Genomic DNA, 17,196 nt, shown 5'->3' with positions numbered 1-17,196 from the left:
GGCGTAACGCTCGCGCCGCGAGATCACGAACAGTGATCCAGTTCCTACATTTAGCGCGGGATGACGAGCGGTAAACCGGTACCCACTTTACTCATCCCGCTCTAGGGGAATCGCCAAAACCGTTCACACAAACTGGCGATTTTCGCTAATGTATTCGAAATGTCGAAGGCCTGGGGGACGCGCCTTGTTTTACACCGCCGATGAACCGCACGGACTGCCTTTCGACCCGTTCAAGGCCATCATCGCGCCGCGCCCGATCGGCTGGATCGGCAGCATCGATGCCGAGGGCCGCGTCAATCTCGCGCCCTATTCCTTCTTCAACGCCATCAATTCGCGGCCGAATCTGATCGCCTTTTCCAGCGACGGGCTGAAGCACAGCGTCCGCAATGCGCAGGCGACCGGCGAGTTCACCTATAGCCTGGCCACGCTGCCGCTCGCGCGGCAGATGAACATGTCTTCCGCCAAGCTTGCCGACGGCGACAATGAGTTCGATTATGCCGAGCTGACCATGGCGCCGTCGCGCCTGGTGCGGCCGCCCTTCGTCGGCGAGAGCCCGGCGGCGCTCGAATGCAAGCTGGTGCAGATTATCGAGCTGTCGGATGTGGATGGCCGCGCGACCGGCAACTATCTGACCATCGGCCAGGTCGTCGCGACCCATATCAAAGACGACTATCTGCGCGATGGGCGCTTCGACGCGGTGAAGGCGCAGACCATAGCCCGCTGCGGCTATAATGATTATGCGACCGTTGCCGAACAATGGGAGCTGACACGGCCGGGATGACGGCGCGGCGGGGCGGAAAATATATAACGATCAGTCGTATAGCGGTATGCTGCGGCGCGGAGGGCGGCGACTGAACAGGCGAGGATACGTCTCATGAAACTGACCGGCGAAAAAATCCTGCCGCTGCCGCAGGCCAAGGTCTGGCAGGCGCTCAACGACCCGGAGGTGCTGCGGCAATCCATCCCCGGCTGCGAGAGTTTTGAAGCGATCCCCAGCGGCGGCTATCGGGCGACGGTGGCGAGCCGGATCGGGCCGGTGCAGGCCCGCTTCCAGGGCGTCGTGCGGCTGTCGGAGCTCGATCCGCCGAACGGCTATACGCTATCGGGCGAAGGCTCGGGCGGCGCGGCGGGAAGCGCCAAGGGCAGCGCCAAGGTCCGGCTGGAGCCGGCGGCGGGCGGCACCAGGCTGAGCTGGACCGCCGATGCGCAGATCGCCGGCAAGCTGGCGCAGATCGGCTCGCGGCTGGTGGAGTCCACGGCGAATATGATGGCGGGCCAGTTTTTCGACCGTTTCGAGAAAATCCTCGGCGGGGAAGAACCGCCGGAAAAGCCCATCATGGTGGTGCCGCTCTGGGCGTGGATCGCCGGGGGCGCCGTGCTGGCCGCGATGCTGCTTTATCTGCTGCTGGTCTAGCGCGGGTTTATTGGGCGGAAGCCCTAATCCAAGCCGCAGCCGGACTCCCTCTCCCATGGGGAGAGGTTTAGGGTGAGGGGGTAATACCTGTCGGTACGACGGACCTCGCCACACGGAGAGGCATTACCCCCTCACCCGGCGCGCTTCGCTCGCCACCCTCTCCCCATGGGAGAGGGCTGGGTTGCGGCGGATTCGGCGGCTGAGAATCTTCTCGGCGCTCTGTGCCGAGGCCCTTGAGCCCATCCCGCTTTACATTTCCGCGAAGCCGGATTGCCGGTGGCGCTTGCGCCCCGGCGGGCCTCTCATTGAGTCACCCGCTTCCAGGACAGGTTCTCCTCCATTTTCTTGATCAGGATGTCGGCCATGCGGCGGTGGCCTTCGACATTGGGGTGCCAGTGGCAGCCGCGATGGTCGCGGCCGGGGAGCAGGAACTGGATGAAGGCGATCTTGGCGTCACCGGCGGCCTTGCGCGCCTGGACCGCGGCCTCGATGGTTCTGGAGGCGTCCTCGAGCAGCTCGTCCGACAGCATCGGCCCCATCGCGGCATAGATCATGGCGTCGGGATTTTGCGCGCGCAGGCGTTTCAGCAGGCCGTCATAGACGGGGCGGAACGCCTTGCCCGAGCTGGCGTCGACGAAATCGCTGGTGCCGACATGGACGATGATGACATGGGGATTTTCCGGCGCGGCGCGCGGCGCGTTCGGATCGTTGGGAATGGTCCGGTCCATGATCGAGAGCAGCGTCTCGCGGCCGCCGCTATAATTGCGGACGATGCCGTAGCCGGACCAGGCCAGCGTGGTGACATCGGCGTCGAAGCTGCGGGCCGCCACGGCCGGGAAGGTCAGATACTGGTTTTCGGTGTCGGCGGAAAAAGGGCAGTCGACGCTCTTTCCCTCGATGCCGTATCCGGCCGCGATGGCGTCGCCGATGACGAGGATGCGCTTCCGTTCCGATGCCGTGGTGATGAATTCGCCGTCGGTGGTGGCGCCGAGAAAGGTGGTCGGGGCGAAGAAGCCCTCCGTCCGGCGCACGATCTTGACCCGGTGCGAGCCAGAGGGCAGTCCCTTGGCCAGCACATAGGTCGCCTGGCCCTCGCGCAGATTGAGGCGCGAGATGACGCCATCGACATCGACGACATAGCTGTTGCTGCCGGCATCGAAGAACTCGGCCGACAGTGTCGTGCCGAGAAAGCTGAATTCAATGGCGCTGCCCGGCCAGCCGAAACGGACGCCCTTGGGGTCGGAATGATCGAAACGGCCGATGAACCGGATGCCGGTCGTGTCCAGGGCATGGCCGGGCGGGCTGGACGCGACGAGAGCCGCGAAGCTGCTGAGAACGAAGGCGGACAAAACGGCGAAATGCCTCACGGCCCGGGCTACTCGCGGCAACGGCCTGTTCCTCTTGCGCAAACCACGCGAAACGTCCGATGCGACGGCCCGCACGGCGATTTCGGCCCATGGACACAGCGAAAGAGTGAGTGATTTCACTGAATCCGGTGAATGTCCCGGATAGCATGCACAATGAATAACGGGCAAGAAAGGCAATAGAGGTAGATAGGTAAATCCCCGCGACCGGGCCTCGCGCGCCGCCGCGAACACGGTGCCGGGAGCGCCGTTTCGGACCCGTCAAGCCGCTTCGATCGCCGCGGCGAGCCTGTCCTGCGGCGCGAGATGCCGGGCGAGGTCTTCGATGAGGGCATTGAGGACGAGGCGGCCCTGGGCGGTGGCGACGATGCGGCCTTCGGGCGTGCCGGCCAGCAGCAGGCCATCCTGCATGAGCGGGCCAATCGCCTCGGCGGGGATGCCGTAGCCGGTGCGGGCGCGCAGGCGGCCGGGCGAAATGCCCTCCGAAGTGCGCAGGCCCATCAGCAGCATTTCCTCGGCCTGCTCCAGCCGACCGAGCGCATCGTGCTGGACGAGGCCATGCCCGTCGCGCTCGACCTGCGCGGCCCAGGCGGCGGGATCGCGCTCGGCGGACAGGGCGAGGCGTCCGGCGGGACCTTCGATGCGCCCATGCGCGCCGGGGCCGATGCCGGCATATTCGCCGTAGCGCCAGTAGAGCATGTTGTGCCGAGCTTCCTCGCCGGGGCGGGCGTGGTTGGAAATCTCATAGGCCGGCAGACCCGCCGCCTCGCAGATCTCCTGCGTCAGCTCGTAAAGCGCGGCGGCGTCATCGCCGAGCGGCACCCGCAGCTTGCCCGCCTCATGCAGCTTGTAGAACGCCGTCCCAGGCTCGATGGTGAGCTGATACAGCGACAGATGCCCGGCGGCGAGCGCCAGCGCTTCGCCCAGTTCGGCGCGCCATTCCTCCGGCGTCTGGTTGGGCCGCGCGTAGATCAGGTCGAAGGAGACGCGGTCGAAATGGTCATGGGCGATGGCGATGGCCCGCCGCGCTTCGGCGACATCATGCAGGCGGCCGAGAAAGCGGAGCTGGTCGTCGCGCAGGGACTGTACGCCGAGCGAGACGCGGTTGACGCCTGCGAGGCGATAGCCGGCGAAGCGCTCCGCCTCGACGCTCGACGGATTGGCTTCGAGCGTGATCTCCGCATCCGGCTCGACCGGCCAAAGCCCGGCGACGGCATCGAGAATCCGCGCGGTCGTCGCGGGCTGCATTAGCGAGGGCGTGCCGCCGCCGAAAAAGATGCTCGACACGCGCCGCCCCGGCGTCAGCCCGGCGTAATAGTCCAGCTCGCGCAGCACGGCGGAGAGATAGCGCTCCTCGCCCACCTCGCGCCTCACATGCGAGTTGAAATCGCAATAGGGGCATTTGGCGGCGCAATAGGGCCAGTGGATGTAGATGCCGAAAGCGTCCATCAGCCTTATATGCGCGGCAGCAAGCCTTTCGCAAAGGCTTCGAAGGCGATGGCGCGATGCGAAATGCGATGTTTGTCCTCGGCCGCCATTTGGCCGAAGGTCAGCAGGTGGCCGTCGGGGACGAAGATCGGGTCATAGCCGAAGCCGTTTTCGCCGCGCGGCGGGAAGGTCAGATGGCCGAAAACCTTGCCTTCGAAATATTGGGACTCGCCGTCCGGCGTGGCGAAGCAGAGCACGCAGGCGAAATTGGCGCGCGGCGCTGGCGTCAGCGCCCCGATATTTCTGAGCTGCTCCTCGACACGGCGCATCGCCGCGCCGAAATCGCGGCTTTCGCCGGCCCAGCGCGCCGAATAGATGCCCGGCGCGCCGTCAAGCGCCTCGATCTCGATGCCCGAATCGTCGGCGAGCGAGGGCAGGCCGGACGCCGTTGCCGTCGCCTCGGCTTTCAACAGCGCATTGGCGGCAAAACTGTCGCCGGTCTCCTCCGGCTCGGGCAGGCCCAGCTCGCCGGACGACACCAAGGCAATGCGCATCGGCGCCAACAGGTCGCGGAACTCCACCACCTTGCCTTTATTGTGGCTGGCGATGACGAGCTTGTCGCCCTGCGTGAGCGGCCGCACCATCAGCCGACCGTCAGCTTTTGCAGGCTGATGAGCTCGCGAATGCCCTTCTTCGCCAGCGCCAGCAATTCGCCGAAACGCTCTTCGGAAAATGCCTCCTTCTCGGCGGTCGCCTGGATCTCGACGATGCCGCCCTTGCCGGTCATGACGAAATTGCTGTCGGCGTCGGCATCGGAATCCTCGGCATAGTCGATGTCGAGCACCGGCTGGCCCTTATAGATGCCGCAAGAAATGGCGGCGACATGGTCCTTCAGGACGTTGCCGCGGATCATGTCGCGCGCCTGCATCCACTGCAGGCAGTCATGCAGGGCGACCCAGCCGCCGGTGATCGAGGCGGTGCGGGTGCCGCCATCGGCCTGGATGACGTCGCAATCGACGGTGATCTGGTGCTCGCCGAGCGCCTGCAGGTCGACGACCGCGCGCAGCGAACGGCCGATCAGCCGCTGAATCTCCTGCGTCCGGCCGGACGGATGGCCGACGGTCGATTCGCGCCGCGTGCGCTCGGTGGTGGCGCGCGGCAGCATGCCATATTCGGCGGTGACCCAGCCGCGTCCCTGGCCCTTCAGCCACGGCGGCAGCCGGTCCTCGACGGAAGCGGTGCAGAGCACATGGGTGTTGCCGAATTTGATCAGGCAGGAGCCTTCGGCATGGAGCGACACGGCGCGCTCGAGAGCGACCGGCCGCAGGGTGTCGTTTTCGCGTTTGGACGGTCGCATTCCGAAAAGCCCGCAAAGCCGTTGAAAGGTTGGCCACACTACGCAACCGCGCCGGGCGGGGCAACTCTTGTTCGCTCCGATCCACGCGGATTTTGGATGGGCCGAGGGCACTCCTGGGAGTGATTGGAGGCGCCGGCGGAGAGGGGGCGATTAGCGTCGTCAACGCGCGCGCCTGCCACATCTCGTCGCCCCGGCCGCAGGGGCCTACTCGCTTCTCCTCTTGCCGAAGTGCCCGCGTATAGATGATTGGGTCCCGGCCCACCGCTGCGCGGTGTCGGGGATGACGAGGTGGGAGAGCTTCACGTCATCGCGGAGGTGGGTTAAGGACGAGCCCCACGCTTACCGGCGGTCGGTGAAGGGATTGTCCCGCGTCGCGAACAGCTCGGCGATCTCCCCAAAACTCCAGGGGCGGAAGTCGTGCGAATCGACGCCGACATCGAGGCTGTAGCCCAGCGGCTCGGAATCCAGCCGTCCATGCACATGGCCGAATAAATGCCAGGAGCCGCGCCAGGCCCGGTCCCACTCCCGCATCGGATAGTGGCAGAGCACGATCAATTGCCCGTGCGGCTCGATCACCGAAATCTGGCTGATCGAAGCGAAGCGGGCGGCATCCTGCTTCAGCATCTCCTGGTCGTGATTGCCCTCGATCAGATGGATGGTGCCGTTCAGCGCGTCCAGATAGTCCGCGCCCGAGCGCGTGTTGCGATAGGAGAAATCGCCCAGGTGATAGACGGTGTCGCCCGGCCCGACGACGGCGTTCCAATTGGCGATCAGCGATTCGTCCATCTCGGAGGCGGAGGCAAAGCCGCGCTTCTTCAGGTGGATGATCGCCTGATGGCCGAAATGGGTGTCGGAGGTGAAAAAGACCGCCATGCGCTAGCTGCCGCCCCGCGCGATGGCCCCGCGGATGACGGCTTCGGCTTCGGGCGAGTCCCATTCCGCCGGACCGGCGAGGCGGGCGATCTCCCGGCCCTCGCGGTCGAGAATGACGGTCAACGGCAAACCCTGAACGCGCAAAGACTGCATGAGCGTGTTCTTGCTGTCGGTGAAAAGATCGAGATTGGTGAGGTCGTTCGAGGCGAGAAAAGCGCGCGGCTTGTCCGGGCCGGAGCGGTCGAGGCTGATCGGCACGACCGCGAAATCGGCGCCGCCGAGCTTGGCCTGCAGCCGGTCGAGGCTGGGCATTTCGACCTTGCAGGGTGCGCACCAGGTCGCCCAGAGGTTGAGCAGGACGACCTTGCCCTTCCATTCTGAAAGCGCCCGCTCCCGGCCCTCATCGTCGCTGAAGGCGAAGGCGGGCAAAGTCTGCGGCTCGGCCAGACGCACCAGCCGGTGCATACCTCCCCCGGCTTCGCTCTGCGCCCCCGCCTGCGGCGTGCTGATCACCGCCATTTCGGTGCGCCACAATTCCACCAGCGCGACCGAGGCAAAACCAGCGATTGCCGCCAGCCCTGCGGTAAGGATATAGAGAGGGGCATAGCGCCTGTGCGCCGAACCCTCTGTCGCGCCGGTGTTTTCGTCCTCAGCCATGTCTCAAACCGCTGTATCCTGCGCCATGACAAATACAATGTGGGGCGGCCGGTTCGCGTCCGGTCCCGCCGAAATCATGGAGGAAATCAACGCCTCCATCGCCTTCGACCGCCGCCTCTACGCCCAAGACATAATGGGTTCCGTCGCCCATGCCAACATGCTCGCCAAGCAAGGCATCATCGCCCAGGCCGACGCGGATGCCATCGTCAAGGGGCTCGGCGCGATCAAGGCGGAGATCGACGGCGGCACGTTCAGTTTCTCCCGCGCGCTGGAGGATATCCACCTCAATATCGAGCAGCGGCTGAAAGAGCTGATCGGCGATGCTGCCGGGCGCCTGCACACGGCCCGCTCGCGCAACGATCAGGTGGCGACCGATTTCCGGCTCTATGTGCGCGATGCGGTCGATCACCTGGAGGGCCAGCTTGCCGGATTGCAGCGGGCTCTAGCCAAAAAAGCCGCGAGCCACGCCGCGACGGTGATGCCCGGCTTCACCCATTTGCAGACGGCGCAGCCGGTGACATTCGGCCATCATTGCCTCGCATACGTGGAAATGCTGGCCCGCGACCGCAGCCGCTTCGCCGACGCCCGCTCGCGCCTCAACGAATTGCCGCTCGGCGCCGCCGCCCTGGCCGGCACCTCGTTCCCCATCGACCGCGACGCGACGGCTTCGGCGCTCGGATTCGACCGGCCGATGGCCAATTCGCTCGACGCCGTGTCGGCCCGCGACTTCGTACTGGAAGTGCTGGCGGCGAGCACGATCTGCGCCACGCATCTGTCGCGGCTGGCCGAGGAAATCGTGATCTGGTGCTCGGCGGATTTCGCTTTCGTCCGCCTCAGCGACAAATTCACCACCGGCTCCTCGATCATGCCGCAGAAGCGCAATCCGGACGCCGCCGAGCTGGTGCGGGCCAAAATAGGCCGCGTGGCGGGCGCGTTCACCGCGCTCACGCTCGTCATGAAGGGCCTGCCGCTCGCCTATTCCAAGGACATGCAGGAGGACAAGGAGCAGGCTTTCGACGCGCTCGACACGCTCTCCCTGATGCTCGCCGCCATGACCGGCATGGTCGGCGACCTCGAAGTCAATGCCGAGCGGATGAAGCTGGCAGCGGGCCGTGGCTATTCCACCGCCACCGACCTCGCCGATTGGCTGGTGCGCGAACTCGGCATGCCGTTCCGCGACGCCCATCACGTCACCGGGCGCATCGTCAAGCTGGCGGAGGGCAAGGGCGTCGGCCTGGAAGCGCTCAGCCTGGCCGAAATGCAGGGCGTCGAGCCGCGCATCGGCAACAGCGTTTTTTCGGTGCTGGGTGTGGAAAACTCGGTCGCCAGCCGGCGCAGCTTTGGGGGCACAGCGCCCGAAAATGTCGCCGCCGCGGCAAGGCGCTGGCTGAATCGACTGGATGCGCGCGGCTAATCGCGCTAAGAAAAGTCCGATTTCGCCTTTTCAATATGAGGCTCAAGCACGGCCGGTATGGGTGGGAAACCGTGCCGTGCGGCAGGCAGAGACCAGAGCGGGGGCGGCTCCAGGGAGCCGGTCGCGTTTTTGGGTGGGTTGGGGGATTTGATGAGCCGCAGCTTGAAACTGATGACTGTCCTGGCCTTCGCGACGCTGGCGCTGTCCGCTTGCGGGAAGCGCGGCGTGCTTGAGCCGCCGCCGGATGCCGAGGTCACGACCCCGGCAAAGAAGAAGCACAATGTCTTCGGCAGCGACAGCAAAGCCGAAAAGAAACCGGCGGAACCGCAGGAACACCGGCCGTTCGTGCTGGACGGCCTGCTGCGCTAAAGGCATGGCGCGGGGCTAGCCGCCGCGCGGCTTCCCTAATACGTCAGGGTGAGGGCCGCGCGGTCACAACCGCCGGCCCATCCGATCGCGCGACTGTCGCGAGATCCGCCGCCTGGACGCCCTTTCCGATACTCTGCTAAACTCTCACGCACCCGGCGCGCCGCGCCAACGCCATGCGGGAAGCCAGATTGCGCAAATGACGCCCTCGGACCGAGGCGCTGCCGGACTCCCATCTTCCCTCGAAGACCGTTGGGCTTGCCGCAAGGAGCGGCGCGCAGCCTCCCGCCGAATGATCTCGCTCTGAGAAGCGCACCCCAACGGGCTGGCATCGAAGGCAAAAGCGGGGCAAGGATGGGAGGCGGAACATCGTGGTGCACGCCATGCCCAGCATTTTGCTCATCGACGACGATCAGCGGCTCGCGGCGATGGTCGCCGACTATTTGCGCCGCCATCAGTTCGAGATCGCCCATGCGGCGGACGGCGCGGCCGGCCTGAAGGCGCTGCAGCGCGCGCAATACGACCTCGTGCTGCTCGACCTGATGCTGCCCGACGCCGATGGTCTCGAGCTGTTCGCCCAGATGCGCGCCCATGCCGGCTCCCAAGGCGTGCCCGTCATCATGCTGACGGCGCGCGGTGATCCGATGGACCGGGTAATCGGCCTCGAAATCGGGGCGGAGGACTACATCTCGAAGCCGTTCGAGCCGCGCGAATTGCTGGCGCGCATCCGCGTCGTGCTGCGGCGAGGCAAGGCGGCGCCCGGCGCGCCGGAGACGCTGCGCTTCGGCCGGCTCGAAATCGATCCGGGCAGCCGCGCCGTCCGTCTTGACGGCGCCGAGAGAAGCTTCACCTCCTATCAGTTCGACCTGCTGCTGGCGCTGGCCGAGCGCGCCGGCCGGGTGCTGTCGCGCGAAAGCCTCGCCGAACTGGTGCGCGCCGACCATGCGCCCTATGACCCCTCGCTCGACCGCTCCATCGACGTCCATATCGCCCGGCTGCGCGCGCTGATCGAGGACGATCCGCGCCGGCCGCGCCGCATCCTCACCGTACGCGGCGCGGGCTACGTCTTCGCCAAGGCGCAGACCTGATGGGACGGCTCTATTTCCGCATCTATCTCGCCGTGATTGGCAGCCTGCTGGTCTTCGCCCTGCTGGCCGGGCTCGCCGGCGTTCTGCTCCGCGCCCTCGACGATGACGACGACCGCCGTCCCTGGCCGGAAATGAGCGCCGCCATCGCCGAACGCCTGCTCCCCGCCGACCGCGACGCCGCCTTTCTCGCCAAGGAACTGACCTTCTGGCACGAGCGCACCGGCTTCAGCCTCATGCTGACTTCGCCCAGCGGCGAGGTGATCGCGACGGCCGGCGAAATCCCGCAATGGGTGCTGAAACGCATGGCGCCCGGCGACGGCAAGAATGCGGTCTGGCAGCGCTGGGGGCGGGCCGTGTCGGTCGGCCTGCCGGATGGGCGGCGCATCCTCGTGCTGCGGCCGCGCATGGAATTCCACTGGATCCGGCATTGGCGCTGGCTGGCGGCGCTGCTCGGCATCGGCCTCGCGGTCGGGATTTGCGCCTATCCGGTGGTGCGCCAACTCACCCGCAAACTGGAGCGGCTGCAGCGGGGCGTCGCAGCCTTCGGCGGCGGCGATCTGTCGGCGCGCGTCCAGATCGCGGGCGGCGACGAGGTGGCCAAGCTGGCCGAGACCTTCAACGCCTCGGCGGCGCGCATCGAGCGACTGCTGGCGGCGCATAAGGCGCTGCTGGCCAACGCCTCGCATGAGCTGCGCTCGCCGCTCGCCCGGCTGCGCATGGCCATCGAGGGCATCGATGCTGGCGGCGCATCGGCGGCGGCGCGGGCCGAGATCGCGCGCAACATCGAGGAACTCGACGCGCTGGTCGAGGAGGTGTTGCTGGCGAGCCGGCTGGATGCCGGCGGTGCGCAGGATCTGAAGCGCGAACCGGTCGATCTGGTCGGGCTGGTGGCCGAGGAATGCGCCGCCTTCGGGGCGGAGCTGAGCGTCGAGGGGCCGCCCTTGCCGCTGATCGGCGCCGACGCGCGGCTGCTGCACCGGCTGTTCCGCAATCTGCTCGAAAATGCCCTGCGCTATGGTGGCGGCGAGCCGATCACCGTGACTGCCGGCCGCTCCGGCGCCGATGTTCAGGTCACCGTCTGCGACCGTGGCCCCGGCGTGCCGGAAGCCGAGCGCGAGCGGATATTCGAGCCGTTCTATCGCCTGAAGGAAGTGCCGGAGAGCGTCGGCGGCACCGGGCTGGGACTGGCGCTGGTGCGCCAGATCGCGGCGAGGCATGGGGGAAGCGTCGTCTGCCTGCCCAACCCGCAAGGCGGCGCCTGTTTTCGCGTGCGCCTGCCGTTGAACGGTTGAGGGGCGGGCGTCGCTCTGGCCGCGCGGCTCAGCGCTTGCTGTTCTTCGCGGCCTCGGCGTGATATTGGCGGCGTATCGCGTCGATATCCACCTGCGGTTTCGGCGTCACCAGATCCATGCGCTCCAGCGTATCGGCGGTAATCTGCGCGATCACCCGGTTGCGATACCATTTCTTGTTGGCGGGGATGATGTACCAGGGCGCGGTCTTGGTGCTGGTCTTGGCGAAGACGTCCTCATAGGCGGCGATATATTCGGGCCAGAAGGCGCGCTCGGTGTAGTCGCTTTCGCTGATCTTCCATTGCCGGTCGGGGTCGTCGAGCCGGTCCTTGAAGCGATTGAGTTGCTCCTGCGGGCTGATATGCAGGTAGAATTTCAGGATCTGGGTGCCGCTGGCGGCGAGCAGTGCCTCGAATGCATTGATCTGGGCGTATCGGGCCGACCAGACCGCCTCGGGCACCAGCTTGCGCACCCGTGCGATCAGCACATCCTCGTATTGCGAGCGGTTGAAGATGGCGATCTCGCCCTTTGCCGGGGCTGCGGCATGCACGCGCCAGAGGAAATCATGGGCGAGCTCGGCGTGGCTCGGCTCCTTGAAGCTGGTGACCGAGGTGCCCTGCGGGTCGAAGCCGGAGAAGATGCTGCGGATCGCGCCGTCCTTGCCGGCGGCGTCCATGCCCTGGAGCACCACCAACAGCGAGCGCGCGGCGTCGGCATAAAGCAGGTATTGCGACTTGCCGAGCCGCTTGAGGTTGCGCTGGGTCTCCTCCTCGGCGGCCTCGCGCGTCTCGCCTTTGGGGGCCTCAGGATCGATGTCGCTGAGGCGCGTTGCCGTTGCAGCCGCGACCCGGAACGCTTTGGCATAGTTCATCTGCGACCAGTCCTTCGGGTTTGCTGAGACGCACTACTGGAGATTGTAATTCGTCGTCATGTTTAGCGGGCAGGTTGAGCATCCGCAACAGGAACGCCGTGACGAGCGCGGGATCGCACGAGATTGAACCGGGGAGGGCGTTTCTCGGCCAGCCAAGTCTCCGCAGCCCAACCCTCTCCGAGGGGAGAGGGTAGCGCGCGAAGTGTGCCGGGTGAGGGGTGGCGGACTCTCAATTGACTCACGAACCCCTCACCCCCGCCCTCTCCCAAGGGAGAGGGAGTCCGGCTGCGGATCATGGAGAGGGGCGCGCCTATCCGTGTTGATGAACGGATCCGGCCTAGAACATCCCCAGCGCGATGCGGGCTTCTTCCGACATGCGGGACATGTCCCAGGGCGGGTCGAAGGTCAGGTTGACGGTGACGCCCTTGACGCCCTCGACGGCGGAAACGGCGTTCTCCACCCATCCCGGCATCTCGCCGGCGACCGGGCAGCCGACCGTGGTCAGCGTCATGTCGATGGTGACGTTGCGCTCGTCGTCGACATCGACCTTGTAGATCAGGCCGAGTTCGTAGATGTCGGCGGGGATTTCCGGGTCGTGGACCGTTTTCAGCGCGGCGATGATGCCCTCGCTCAGCCGCTCCAGCTCTTCGGGCGGCAGCGCGGAGCCTTCGGCGGGCGACGGCGTCACCGGCTCGGGCGCGAGCACCGCGTCGTCCTCGACGGGCTTCTGGTCGAAATTTTCGAAATCCTGGGTCATCCGCGCCTCACGAAAAGAAACTCTGGGCCTTGATCAGGGCCTCGGCCAGCGCGTCCACGTCGTCGCGCGTATTATACATGGCGAAGGAGGCGCGGCATGTCGAGGTCACGCCGAACTTTGCCAGCAAGGGCTCGGCGCAATGGGTGCCCGCCCGGACCGCGACGCCGGAGCGGTCGAGGATGGTGGCGACGTCATGCGCGTGCGCGCCCTTGACGGCGAAGGCGACGATGGCGCCCTTGCCCGGCGCGCGGCCAAAAATCTGCACCGAGTTCATGCTGCCGAGCCGCTCCTGCGCGTAGGCGAGCAGATCGGCCTCATGCGCCGCGATGGCCTCCTTGCCGACGCTTGCCATATAGTCGAGCGCGGCGTGCAGCCCGGCGGCTTCCGCGATCGGCGGCGTCCCGGCCTCAAAGCGGTGCGGCGGCACGCCATAGGTCACGTTATCCAGCGTCACCGTCTCGATCATCTCGCCGCCGCCCTGGTAGGGGGGCATGACCTTAAGATGCTCGGACTTGCCGTAGAGCACGCCGATGCCGGACGGGCCGTAGACCTTGTGGCCGGTGAAGACGTAGAAATCGCAATCGATGTCCTGCACGTCGACCGGCAGGTGCACGGCGCCCTGGCTGCCGTCGATCAGCACCGGGATGCCGCGCTCATGGGCGATGCGCACGACCTCCTTCACCGGCACGACCGTGCCCAGCACGTTCGACATATGAGTGATCGCCACCATCTTGGTGCGCGGCGACAAAGCGGCCTCGAAATCCTCGATGCGGAATTCGCCCTCATCCGTCACCGGCACCCATTTCAGCACCGCCCCATGGCGCTCGCGGTGGAAATGCCAGGGCACGATGTTGGAATGGTGCTCCATGATCGACAGCACGATTTCATCGCCCGCGCCGATACGCATACCGCCGAAGGAGGTCGCGACGAGATTGATCGCCTCGGTGGCGTTCTTGGTGAAGACGATATCGTGGTCGGAGGGCGCGTTCAGGAAGCGCGCGGCAGCCTTGCGCCCGCCCTCGTAATTGTCGGTCGAGGCGTTGGCGAGGAAATGCAGGCCGCGATGGACGTTGGAATAATCCTCGCCATAGGCGCGCTGCAACGCGTCGAGCACGACGCGCGGCTTCTGCGCCGAGGCGGCGTTGTCGAGATAGACCAGCTTCTTGCCGTAGATCTCGCGCGACAGGATCGGGAAATCCTGGCGGATCTTGTCGACGTCGAAGGGCGGCAATTCGAGCCGGCCCCCGCCATGCGCCATCGTTCTGTCAGCAGCCATTGCCAAACTCCTTATCGCCCCGCCATGGCGCGGTGACCGGCGGCCATCCAGCCCTTGAGACCGGCCGGCATGGTGAATACATGGGCAAATCCGAGCTTTGCCGCCTTCTGTGCCGCGTAGCGGCTCGCCGCCCCGCCCGCCTCGGAGCAGTAGAAAACCAGCACGGTGTCCTTGCTGGCCGGGATGTCGGCCTCACCGAAGGACGACGGGTCGAGATTGATCGCGCCGGGCAGGTGGCCGCTCGACCAGCGCCGCCGCGGGTTGGCGTCGATCACCACGACATCGCCGCCCGCGATCAGCTCGGCGACTTCATCCACCGAAAGCTCGGGACATGCCTGCGATCCGCTCATGCCTGTCTCGTCCCTGCCCGTCCGACGCTTCCTTCTTGTCATTCCCGCGAAGGCGGGGATGACAATGGTGCTAAGCCAGCCAGCGCGCCGCGCGAGCCGACAGTGCGTCACGCAGGCCCTCATGCTCGACCTGGTCCAGCACTTCGCCGATGAAGGCCTGAATCAGCAGCGAGCGCGCCTCGATTTCCGGGATGCCGCGCGCGCGCAGGTAGAACATCAGGTCGTCGTCGAGCGCGCCCGACGTCGCGCCGTGATTGCACTTCACGTCGTCGGCGTAGATTTCCAGCTCCGGCTTGGCGTCGAACTCGGCATTGTCGGAGAGCAAAAGCGCCTGCGCCATCTGGCGGCCGTCGGTCTGCTGCGCGCCCGGCTGCACGATGACCTTGGCCTGAAAAACGCCCTGGGCATGGTCCGCCAGCACGGCCTTCACATGCTCGCGGCTCTCGCAGCCGACGGCGTCGTGATTGACGATCAGCGTCATATCGCAATGCTGGCGTTCGACGAGGAGCTGGGTGCCGTAGAAATGCGCGCGCGCGCCCTTGCCGGCATATTTCAGGAAGGTCTGATGCCGGGCGAGCTCGGTGCCGTCAGCGAAATTCACCGCGAGGTAATCGGCGCCTTCCGACAGCTCGACCATGGCGCTCGACAGGTGCTGCGTCCGCTTGTTCTCGCCGGAGAGCTTGTAATGCCGCAGCTTCGCGCCGGGCCCGACGCTGAGTTCGGTGACGACGTTGAGCTGTGCCGGCGTCGCGCCCGCCGAGACGTAGCTCTCGATGAACGCGGCCTCAGAGCCTTCGCCGGCGACGACGATATTGCGCAGCGTGGCGGCGAGCGGCGTGTCGCCCGCCGTGACATGGATCAGATGCACCGGCCGGTCGAGCTTGGCGCCCGGCTCGAGCCGCAGCACGACGCCGTCGGACATGAAGGCGGTGTTGAGCAGGGTGACGGTCTCGCCGGCCTGCGGGTTGGTGCGGCCGAGCACGGCGAGCACCCACGCGTCATGCGATTTCAGCGCCTCGGCGAGCGTCGTCAGCGACACGCCCGCGGGCAGCCCGTTGACATCGGACAGCTCATGCCGCAGCGCGCCGTTGACGAAGACCAGCTTCACGGCGTCGATGCCGGCCGCTTCGCCGAGCGCGGCTTCGACCTGTGCGGCGGTCAGCGCCGGCTTCGACTTGGCCGATGCGGGCGGGTAAGCCTCGCTCATCATCCGGCGCAGGTCGGTGTATTTCCATTGCTCGACGCGGCGGTTGGGCAGGCCCGCGACGGCGAATTCTGCAATCGCGTCCTCGCGCAGATCGTCGATCTGCGCATTGCCCGCCCCCGGCAGACTGGCGCTCGCGCGCGCGAATTGCGCGACGAGCTGGCTGCTGGCGTCCTGGCTGCGGGGGTCGGCCGCCGCTTCGACATTCAAGGCTGGAATATTCACGGCACTCTCCCTTACGCGGCGTCTGCGCCATAGCCGGCGTAACCGGACTTTTCGAGTTCCAGCGCCAGATCCTTGCCGCCCGAGCGGACGATGCGGCCGGCCGACATCACATGCACTTTGTCCGGCACGATATAGTCGAGCAGGCGCTGATAATGGGTGATCATCAGGAAGGCGCGCTCCGGCGAGCGCAGCGCGTTGACGCCCTCGGAGACGATGCGCACCGCGTCGATGTCGAGGCCGGAATCGGTCTCGTCGAGCACGCAGAGCGAGGGTTGCAGCAGCGCCATCTGCAGGATTTCGTGCCGCTTCTTCTCGCCGCCGGAGAAGCCGACATTCACCGGCCGCTTCAGCATGTCCATCGAGATGTTCAGCGTCTCGGCCTTGTCCTTCACCAGGCGGATGAATTCGGGCGTGGTCAGTTCCGCCTCGCCGCGCGACTTGCGATGGGCATTGATCGCCGTGCGCAGGAAAGTCATGGAGGCGACGCCCGGAATCTCCATCGGATATTGGAAGGCCAGGAACACGCCGGCCTTGGCGCGCTCGTCCGGGTCCATTTCCAGAAGGTTCTCGCCGTTCCAGGTCACCGTGCCTTCGGTGACTTCGTAATCGTCCTTGCCGGCCAGGATATAGGCCAGCGTCGACTTGCCGGAGCCGTTCGGTCCCATGATGGCGTGAATTTCGCCCTTCGGGACGGTCAGGTCGAGACCGCGCAAAATTTCCTTGCCGTCGATTTCGGCGTGCAGGTTTCTTATCTCAAGCATCGAATGCCCCTGTTCTCCAACTCGTGTGTTCGGGCCGCTTAAATTGTTTGCGTGTCCCGCAGTTCATAATGTTGCGAGTGCTCGTCGAACCGTGCGAGCACCGCGCGCGCCTTGTCGGGCACATAGGCCCGTTCGAAATCCTCGCCGACGAAATCCCTCACCGACTGAAGGCTTTCGAAGCGCATCATGGTGATGAACTCGACCTCGTCGCCCAGATCCCGCCGCAGAAGGTCGATGCCGCGATATCCGGCAATGTCCTTAGCCGCGATGCCGGGAAAGATCTCGGTCTTCAGCAGCGCCTCGTAAGTGTCGGCGTTTTTCGGCGTGGTCCAGCCGTGCCAGATGCGCAGGATCATGACGGCCACCCCGAGATCATGCCTGCCCGTATGCCTGCACGAACCGTATATTGCCGTTTTCCACTTCGCATCAGATCGCAGCCTTCAAATCCCGTTACGGCCATCGCAGCTTCGTCCCCTCTCCCAGTGGGAGAGGGACAGGGTGA

At 66.0% G+C, this 17,196-nt stretch carries 19 protein-coding genes; 6 read left to right on the top strand and 13 right to left on the bottom strand.

Going from position 1 to position 17,196, the window contains the following annotated elements:
* Positions 1-184 precede the first annotated feature (184 nt).
* Complete coding sequence (locus BLEFHOIH_RS22485) at positions 185-781, top strand: flavin reductase family protein (protein WP_210191745.1); 597 nt, start codon at positions 185-187, stop codon at positions 779-781.
* A gap of 93 nt (positions 782-874) precedes the next feature.
* Positions 875-1,414, top strand: a complete 540-nt coding sequence (locus BLEFHOIH_RS22480; protein ID WP_088348282.1) for a carbon monoxide dehydrogenase subunit G — start codon at positions 875-877, stop codon at positions 1,412-1,414.
* A 302-nt stretch (positions 1,415-1,716) separates the two neighbouring features.
* Here BLEFHOIH_RS22480 and BLEFHOIH_RS22475 read toward each other — a convergent pair whose 3' ends face one another.
* From BLEFHOIH_RS22475 to BLEFHOIH_RS22450, 6 genes are all read right to left on the bottom strand, one after another.
* Positions 1,717-2,763, bottom strand: coding sequence for an SGNH/GDSL hydrolase family protein (locus tag BLEFHOIH_RS22475; RefSeq protein WP_170937333.1), 1,047 nt, complete (start codon positions 2,761-2,763; stop codon positions 1,717-1,719).
* Positions 2,764-3,039: 276 nt separating this feature from the next.
* Positions 3,040-4,227: a radical SAM family heme chaperone HemW gene (hemW, locus tag BLEFHOIH_RS22470; RefSeq protein WP_088348280.1), complete on the bottom strand. Its 1,188-nt coding sequence runs from the start codon at positions 4,225-4,227 to the stop codon at positions 3,040-3,042.
* A 5-nt stretch (positions 4,228-4,232) separates the two neighbouring features.
* Positions 4,233-4,850: an RdgB/HAM1 family non-canonical purine NTP pyrophosphatase gene (gene rdgB, locus BLEFHOIH_RS22465; RefSeq protein ID WP_088348279.1), complete on the bottom strand. Its 618-nt coding sequence runs from the start codon at positions 4,848-4,850 to the stop codon at positions 4,233-4,235.
* Entirely contained in the window at positions 4,850-5,563 is a 714-nt protein-coding gene (rph, locus tag BLEFHOIH_RS22460; protein WP_088348278.1) for a ribonuclease PH, read from the bottom strand. The genes rdgB and rph overlap by 1 nt, the downstream gene beginning before the upstream one ends.
* Positions 5,564-5,902: 339 nt before the next feature.
* Positions 5,903-6,436, bottom strand: a complete 534-nt coding sequence (locus BLEFHOIH_RS22455; protein WP_088348277.1) for a metallophosphoesterase family protein — start codon at positions 6,434-6,436, stop codon at positions 5,903-5,905.
* Positions 6,437-6,439: 3 nt separating this feature from the next.
* Complete coding sequence (locus tag BLEFHOIH_RS22450) at positions 6,440-7,093, bottom strand: TlpA disulfide reductase family protein (protein ID WP_088348276.1); 654 nt, start codon at positions 7,091-7,093, stop codon at positions 6,440-6,442.
* Between the two features lie 25 nt (positions 7,094-7,118).
* Between BLEFHOIH_RS22450 and argH the strand changes: the two genes are divergently transcribed.
* The 4 genes from argH (at position 7,119) to BLEFHOIH_RS22430 (ending at position 11,253) form a co-directional block, all read left to right on the top strand.
* On the top strand, positions 7,119-8,507 hold the full coding sequence (argH, locus tag BLEFHOIH_RS22445) for an argininosuccinate lyase (RefSeq protein ID WP_088348275.1): 1,389 nt from the start codon (positions 7,119-7,121) through the stop codon (positions 8,505-8,507).
* A gap of 162 nt (positions 8,508-8,669) precedes the next feature.
* Positions 8,670-8,876 (top strand): hypothetical protein, encoded by a 207-nt coding sequence (locus BLEFHOIH_RS22440; protein ID WP_125461863.1) that lies wholly within the window; start codon positions 8,670-8,672, stop codon positions 8,874-8,876.
* A 380-nt stretch (positions 8,877-9,256) separates the two neighbouring features.
* Positions 9,257-9,961 carry a response regulator transcription factor gene (locus BLEFHOIH_RS22435; RefSeq protein WP_088348273.1) on the top strand — a complete coding sequence of 235 codons (705 nt, stop codon included), beginning with the start codon at positions 9,257-9,259 and terminating at the stop codon, positions 9,959-9,961.
* Positions 9,961-11,253: a HAMP domain-containing sensor histidine kinase gene (locus BLEFHOIH_RS22430; protein ID WP_088348272.1), complete on the top strand. Its 1,293-nt coding sequence runs from the start codon at positions 9,961-9,963 to the stop codon at positions 11,251-11,253. Before BLEFHOIH_RS22435 ends, BLEFHOIH_RS22430 begins: the two co-directional genes overlap by 1 nt.
* Before the next feature lie 28 nt (positions 11,254-11,281).
* On the opposite strand, the gene BLEFHOIH_RS22425 is transcribed toward BLEFHOIH_RS22430, so the two are convergent.
* The 7 genes from BLEFHOIH_RS22425 to BLEFHOIH_RS27445 form a co-directional block, all read right to left on the bottom strand.
* Positions 11,282-12,121 carry a PPK2 family polyphosphate kinase gene (locus BLEFHOIH_RS22425; RefSeq protein ID WP_088348271.1) on the bottom strand — a complete coding sequence of 280 codons (840 nt, stop codon included), beginning with the start codon at positions 12,119-12,121 and terminating at the stop codon, positions 11,282-11,284.
* A 337-nt stretch (positions 12,122-12,458) separates the two neighbouring features.
* The gene (locus tag BLEFHOIH_RS22420; RefSeq protein ID WP_088348270.1) at positions 12,459-12,878 is read right to left on the bottom strand and encodes an SUF system Fe-S cluster assembly protein; all 420 of its coding nucleotides are present in this window, start codon (positions 12,876-12,878) and stop codon (positions 12,459-12,461) included.
* Positions 12,879-12,885: 7 nt separating this feature from the next.
* Positions 12,886-14,154, bottom strand: a complete 1,269-nt coding sequence (locus BLEFHOIH_RS22415; protein WP_245297152.1) for a cysteine desulfurase — start codon at positions 14,152-14,154, stop codon at positions 12,886-12,888.
* Positions 14,155-14,165: 11 nt separating this feature from the next.
* Positions 14,166-14,504, bottom strand: coding sequence for a rhodanese-like domain-containing protein (locus BLEFHOIH_RS22410; protein WP_170937332.1), 339 nt, complete (start codon positions 14,502-14,504; stop codon positions 14,166-14,168).
* Between the two features lie 70 nt (positions 14,505-14,574).
* Positions 14,575-15,933, bottom strand: a complete 1,359-nt coding sequence (sufD, locus tag BLEFHOIH_RS22405; RefSeq protein WP_125461862.1) for a Fe-S cluster assembly protein SufD — start codon at positions 15,931-15,933, stop codon at positions 14,575-14,577.
* Positions 15,934-15,944: 11 nt separating this feature from the next.
* A complete protein-coding gene (gene sufC, locus BLEFHOIH_RS22400) occupies positions 15,945-16,694 on the bottom strand; it encodes a Fe-S cluster assembly ATPase SufC (RefSeq protein WP_088348266.1) in 750 nt (249 codons plus the stop codon).
* A gap of 38 nt (positions 16,695-16,732) precedes the next feature.
* Positions 16,733-17,050 (bottom strand): antibiotic biosynthesis monooxygenase, encoded by a 318-nt coding sequence (locus tag BLEFHOIH_RS27445; protein WP_088348265.1) that lies wholly within the window; start codon positions 17,048-17,050, stop codon positions 16,733-16,735.
* Positions 17,051-17,196 lie beyond the last annotated feature (146 nt).

It is taken from the genome of Rhodomicrobium sp. R_RK_3 (genome assembly GCF_002198715.1).
Classification (GTDB): Bacteria; Pseudomonadota; Alphaproteobacteria; order Rhizobiales; family Rhodomicrobiaceae; genus R-RK-3.
Note: the sequence above shows the minus strand (reverse complement) of the source record. Positions and strands in the feature narration are given on the sequence as shown.

Excerpts from the sequence above, each read along its gene's own strand:
- rph (WP_088348278.1), bottom strand. The coding sequence starts at position 5,563 with ATGCGACCGTCCAAACGCGAAAACGACACCCTGCGGCCGGTCGCTCTC.
- BLEFHOIH_RS22430 (WP_088348272.1), top strand. The coding sequence starts at position 9,961 with ATGGGACGGCTCTATTTCCGCATCTATCTCGCCGTGATTGGCAGCCTG.
- rdgB (WP_088348279.1), bottom strand. The coding sequence starts at position 4,850 with ATGGTGCGGCCGCTCACGCAGGGCGACAAGCTCGTCATCGCCAGCCAC.
- argH (WP_088348275.1), top strand. The coding sequence starts at position 7,119 with ATGACAAATACAATGTGGGGCGGCCGGTTCGCGTCCGGTCCCGCCGAA.
- hemW (WP_088348280.1), bottom strand. The coding sequence starts at position 4,227 with ATGGACGCTTTCGGCATCTACATCCACTGGCCCTATTGCGCCGCCAAA.
- BLEFHOIH_RS22410 (WP_170937332.1), bottom strand. The coding sequence starts at position 14,504 with ATGAGCGGATCGCAGGCATGTCCCGAGCTTTCGGTGGATGAAGTCGCC.
- BLEFHOIH_RS22480 (WP_088348282.1), top strand. The coding sequence starts at position 875 with ATGAAACTGACCGGCGAAAAAATCCTGCCGCTGCCGCAGGCCAAGGTC.
- BLEFHOIH_RS22455 (WP_088348277.1), bottom strand. The coding sequence starts at position 6,436 with ATGGCGGTCTTTTTCACCTCCGACACCCATTTCGGCCATCAGGCGATC.
- BLEFHOIH_RS22420 (WP_088348270.1), bottom strand. The coding sequence starts at position 12,878 with ATGACCCAGGATTTCGAAAATTTCGACCAGAAGCCCGTCGAGGACGAC.
- BLEFHOIH_RS22425 (WP_088348271.1), bottom strand. The coding sequence starts at position 12,121 with ATGAACTATGCCAAAGCGTTCCGGGTCGCGGCTGCAACGGCAACGCGC.
- BLEFHOIH_RS22435 (WP_088348273.1), top strand. The coding sequence starts at position 9,257 with ATGCCCAGCATTTTGCTCATCGACGACGATCAGCGGCTCGCGGCGATG.
- sufC (WP_088348266.1), bottom strand. The coding sequence starts at position 16,694 with ATGCTTGAGATAAGAAACCTGCACGCCGAAATCGACGGCAAGGAAATT.
- BLEFHOIH_RS22450 (WP_088348276.1), bottom strand. The coding sequence starts at position 7,093 with ATGGCTGAGGACGAAAACACCGGCGCGACAGAGGGTTCGGCGCACAGG.
- BLEFHOIH_RS27445 (WP_088348265.1), bottom strand. The coding sequence starts at position 17,050 with ATGATCCTGCGCATCTGGCACGGCTGGACCACGCCGAAAAACGCCGAC.
- BLEFHOIH_RS22415 (WP_245297152.1), bottom strand. The coding sequence starts at position 14,154 with ATGGCTGCTGACAGAACGATGGCGCATGGCGGGGGCCGGCTCGAATTG.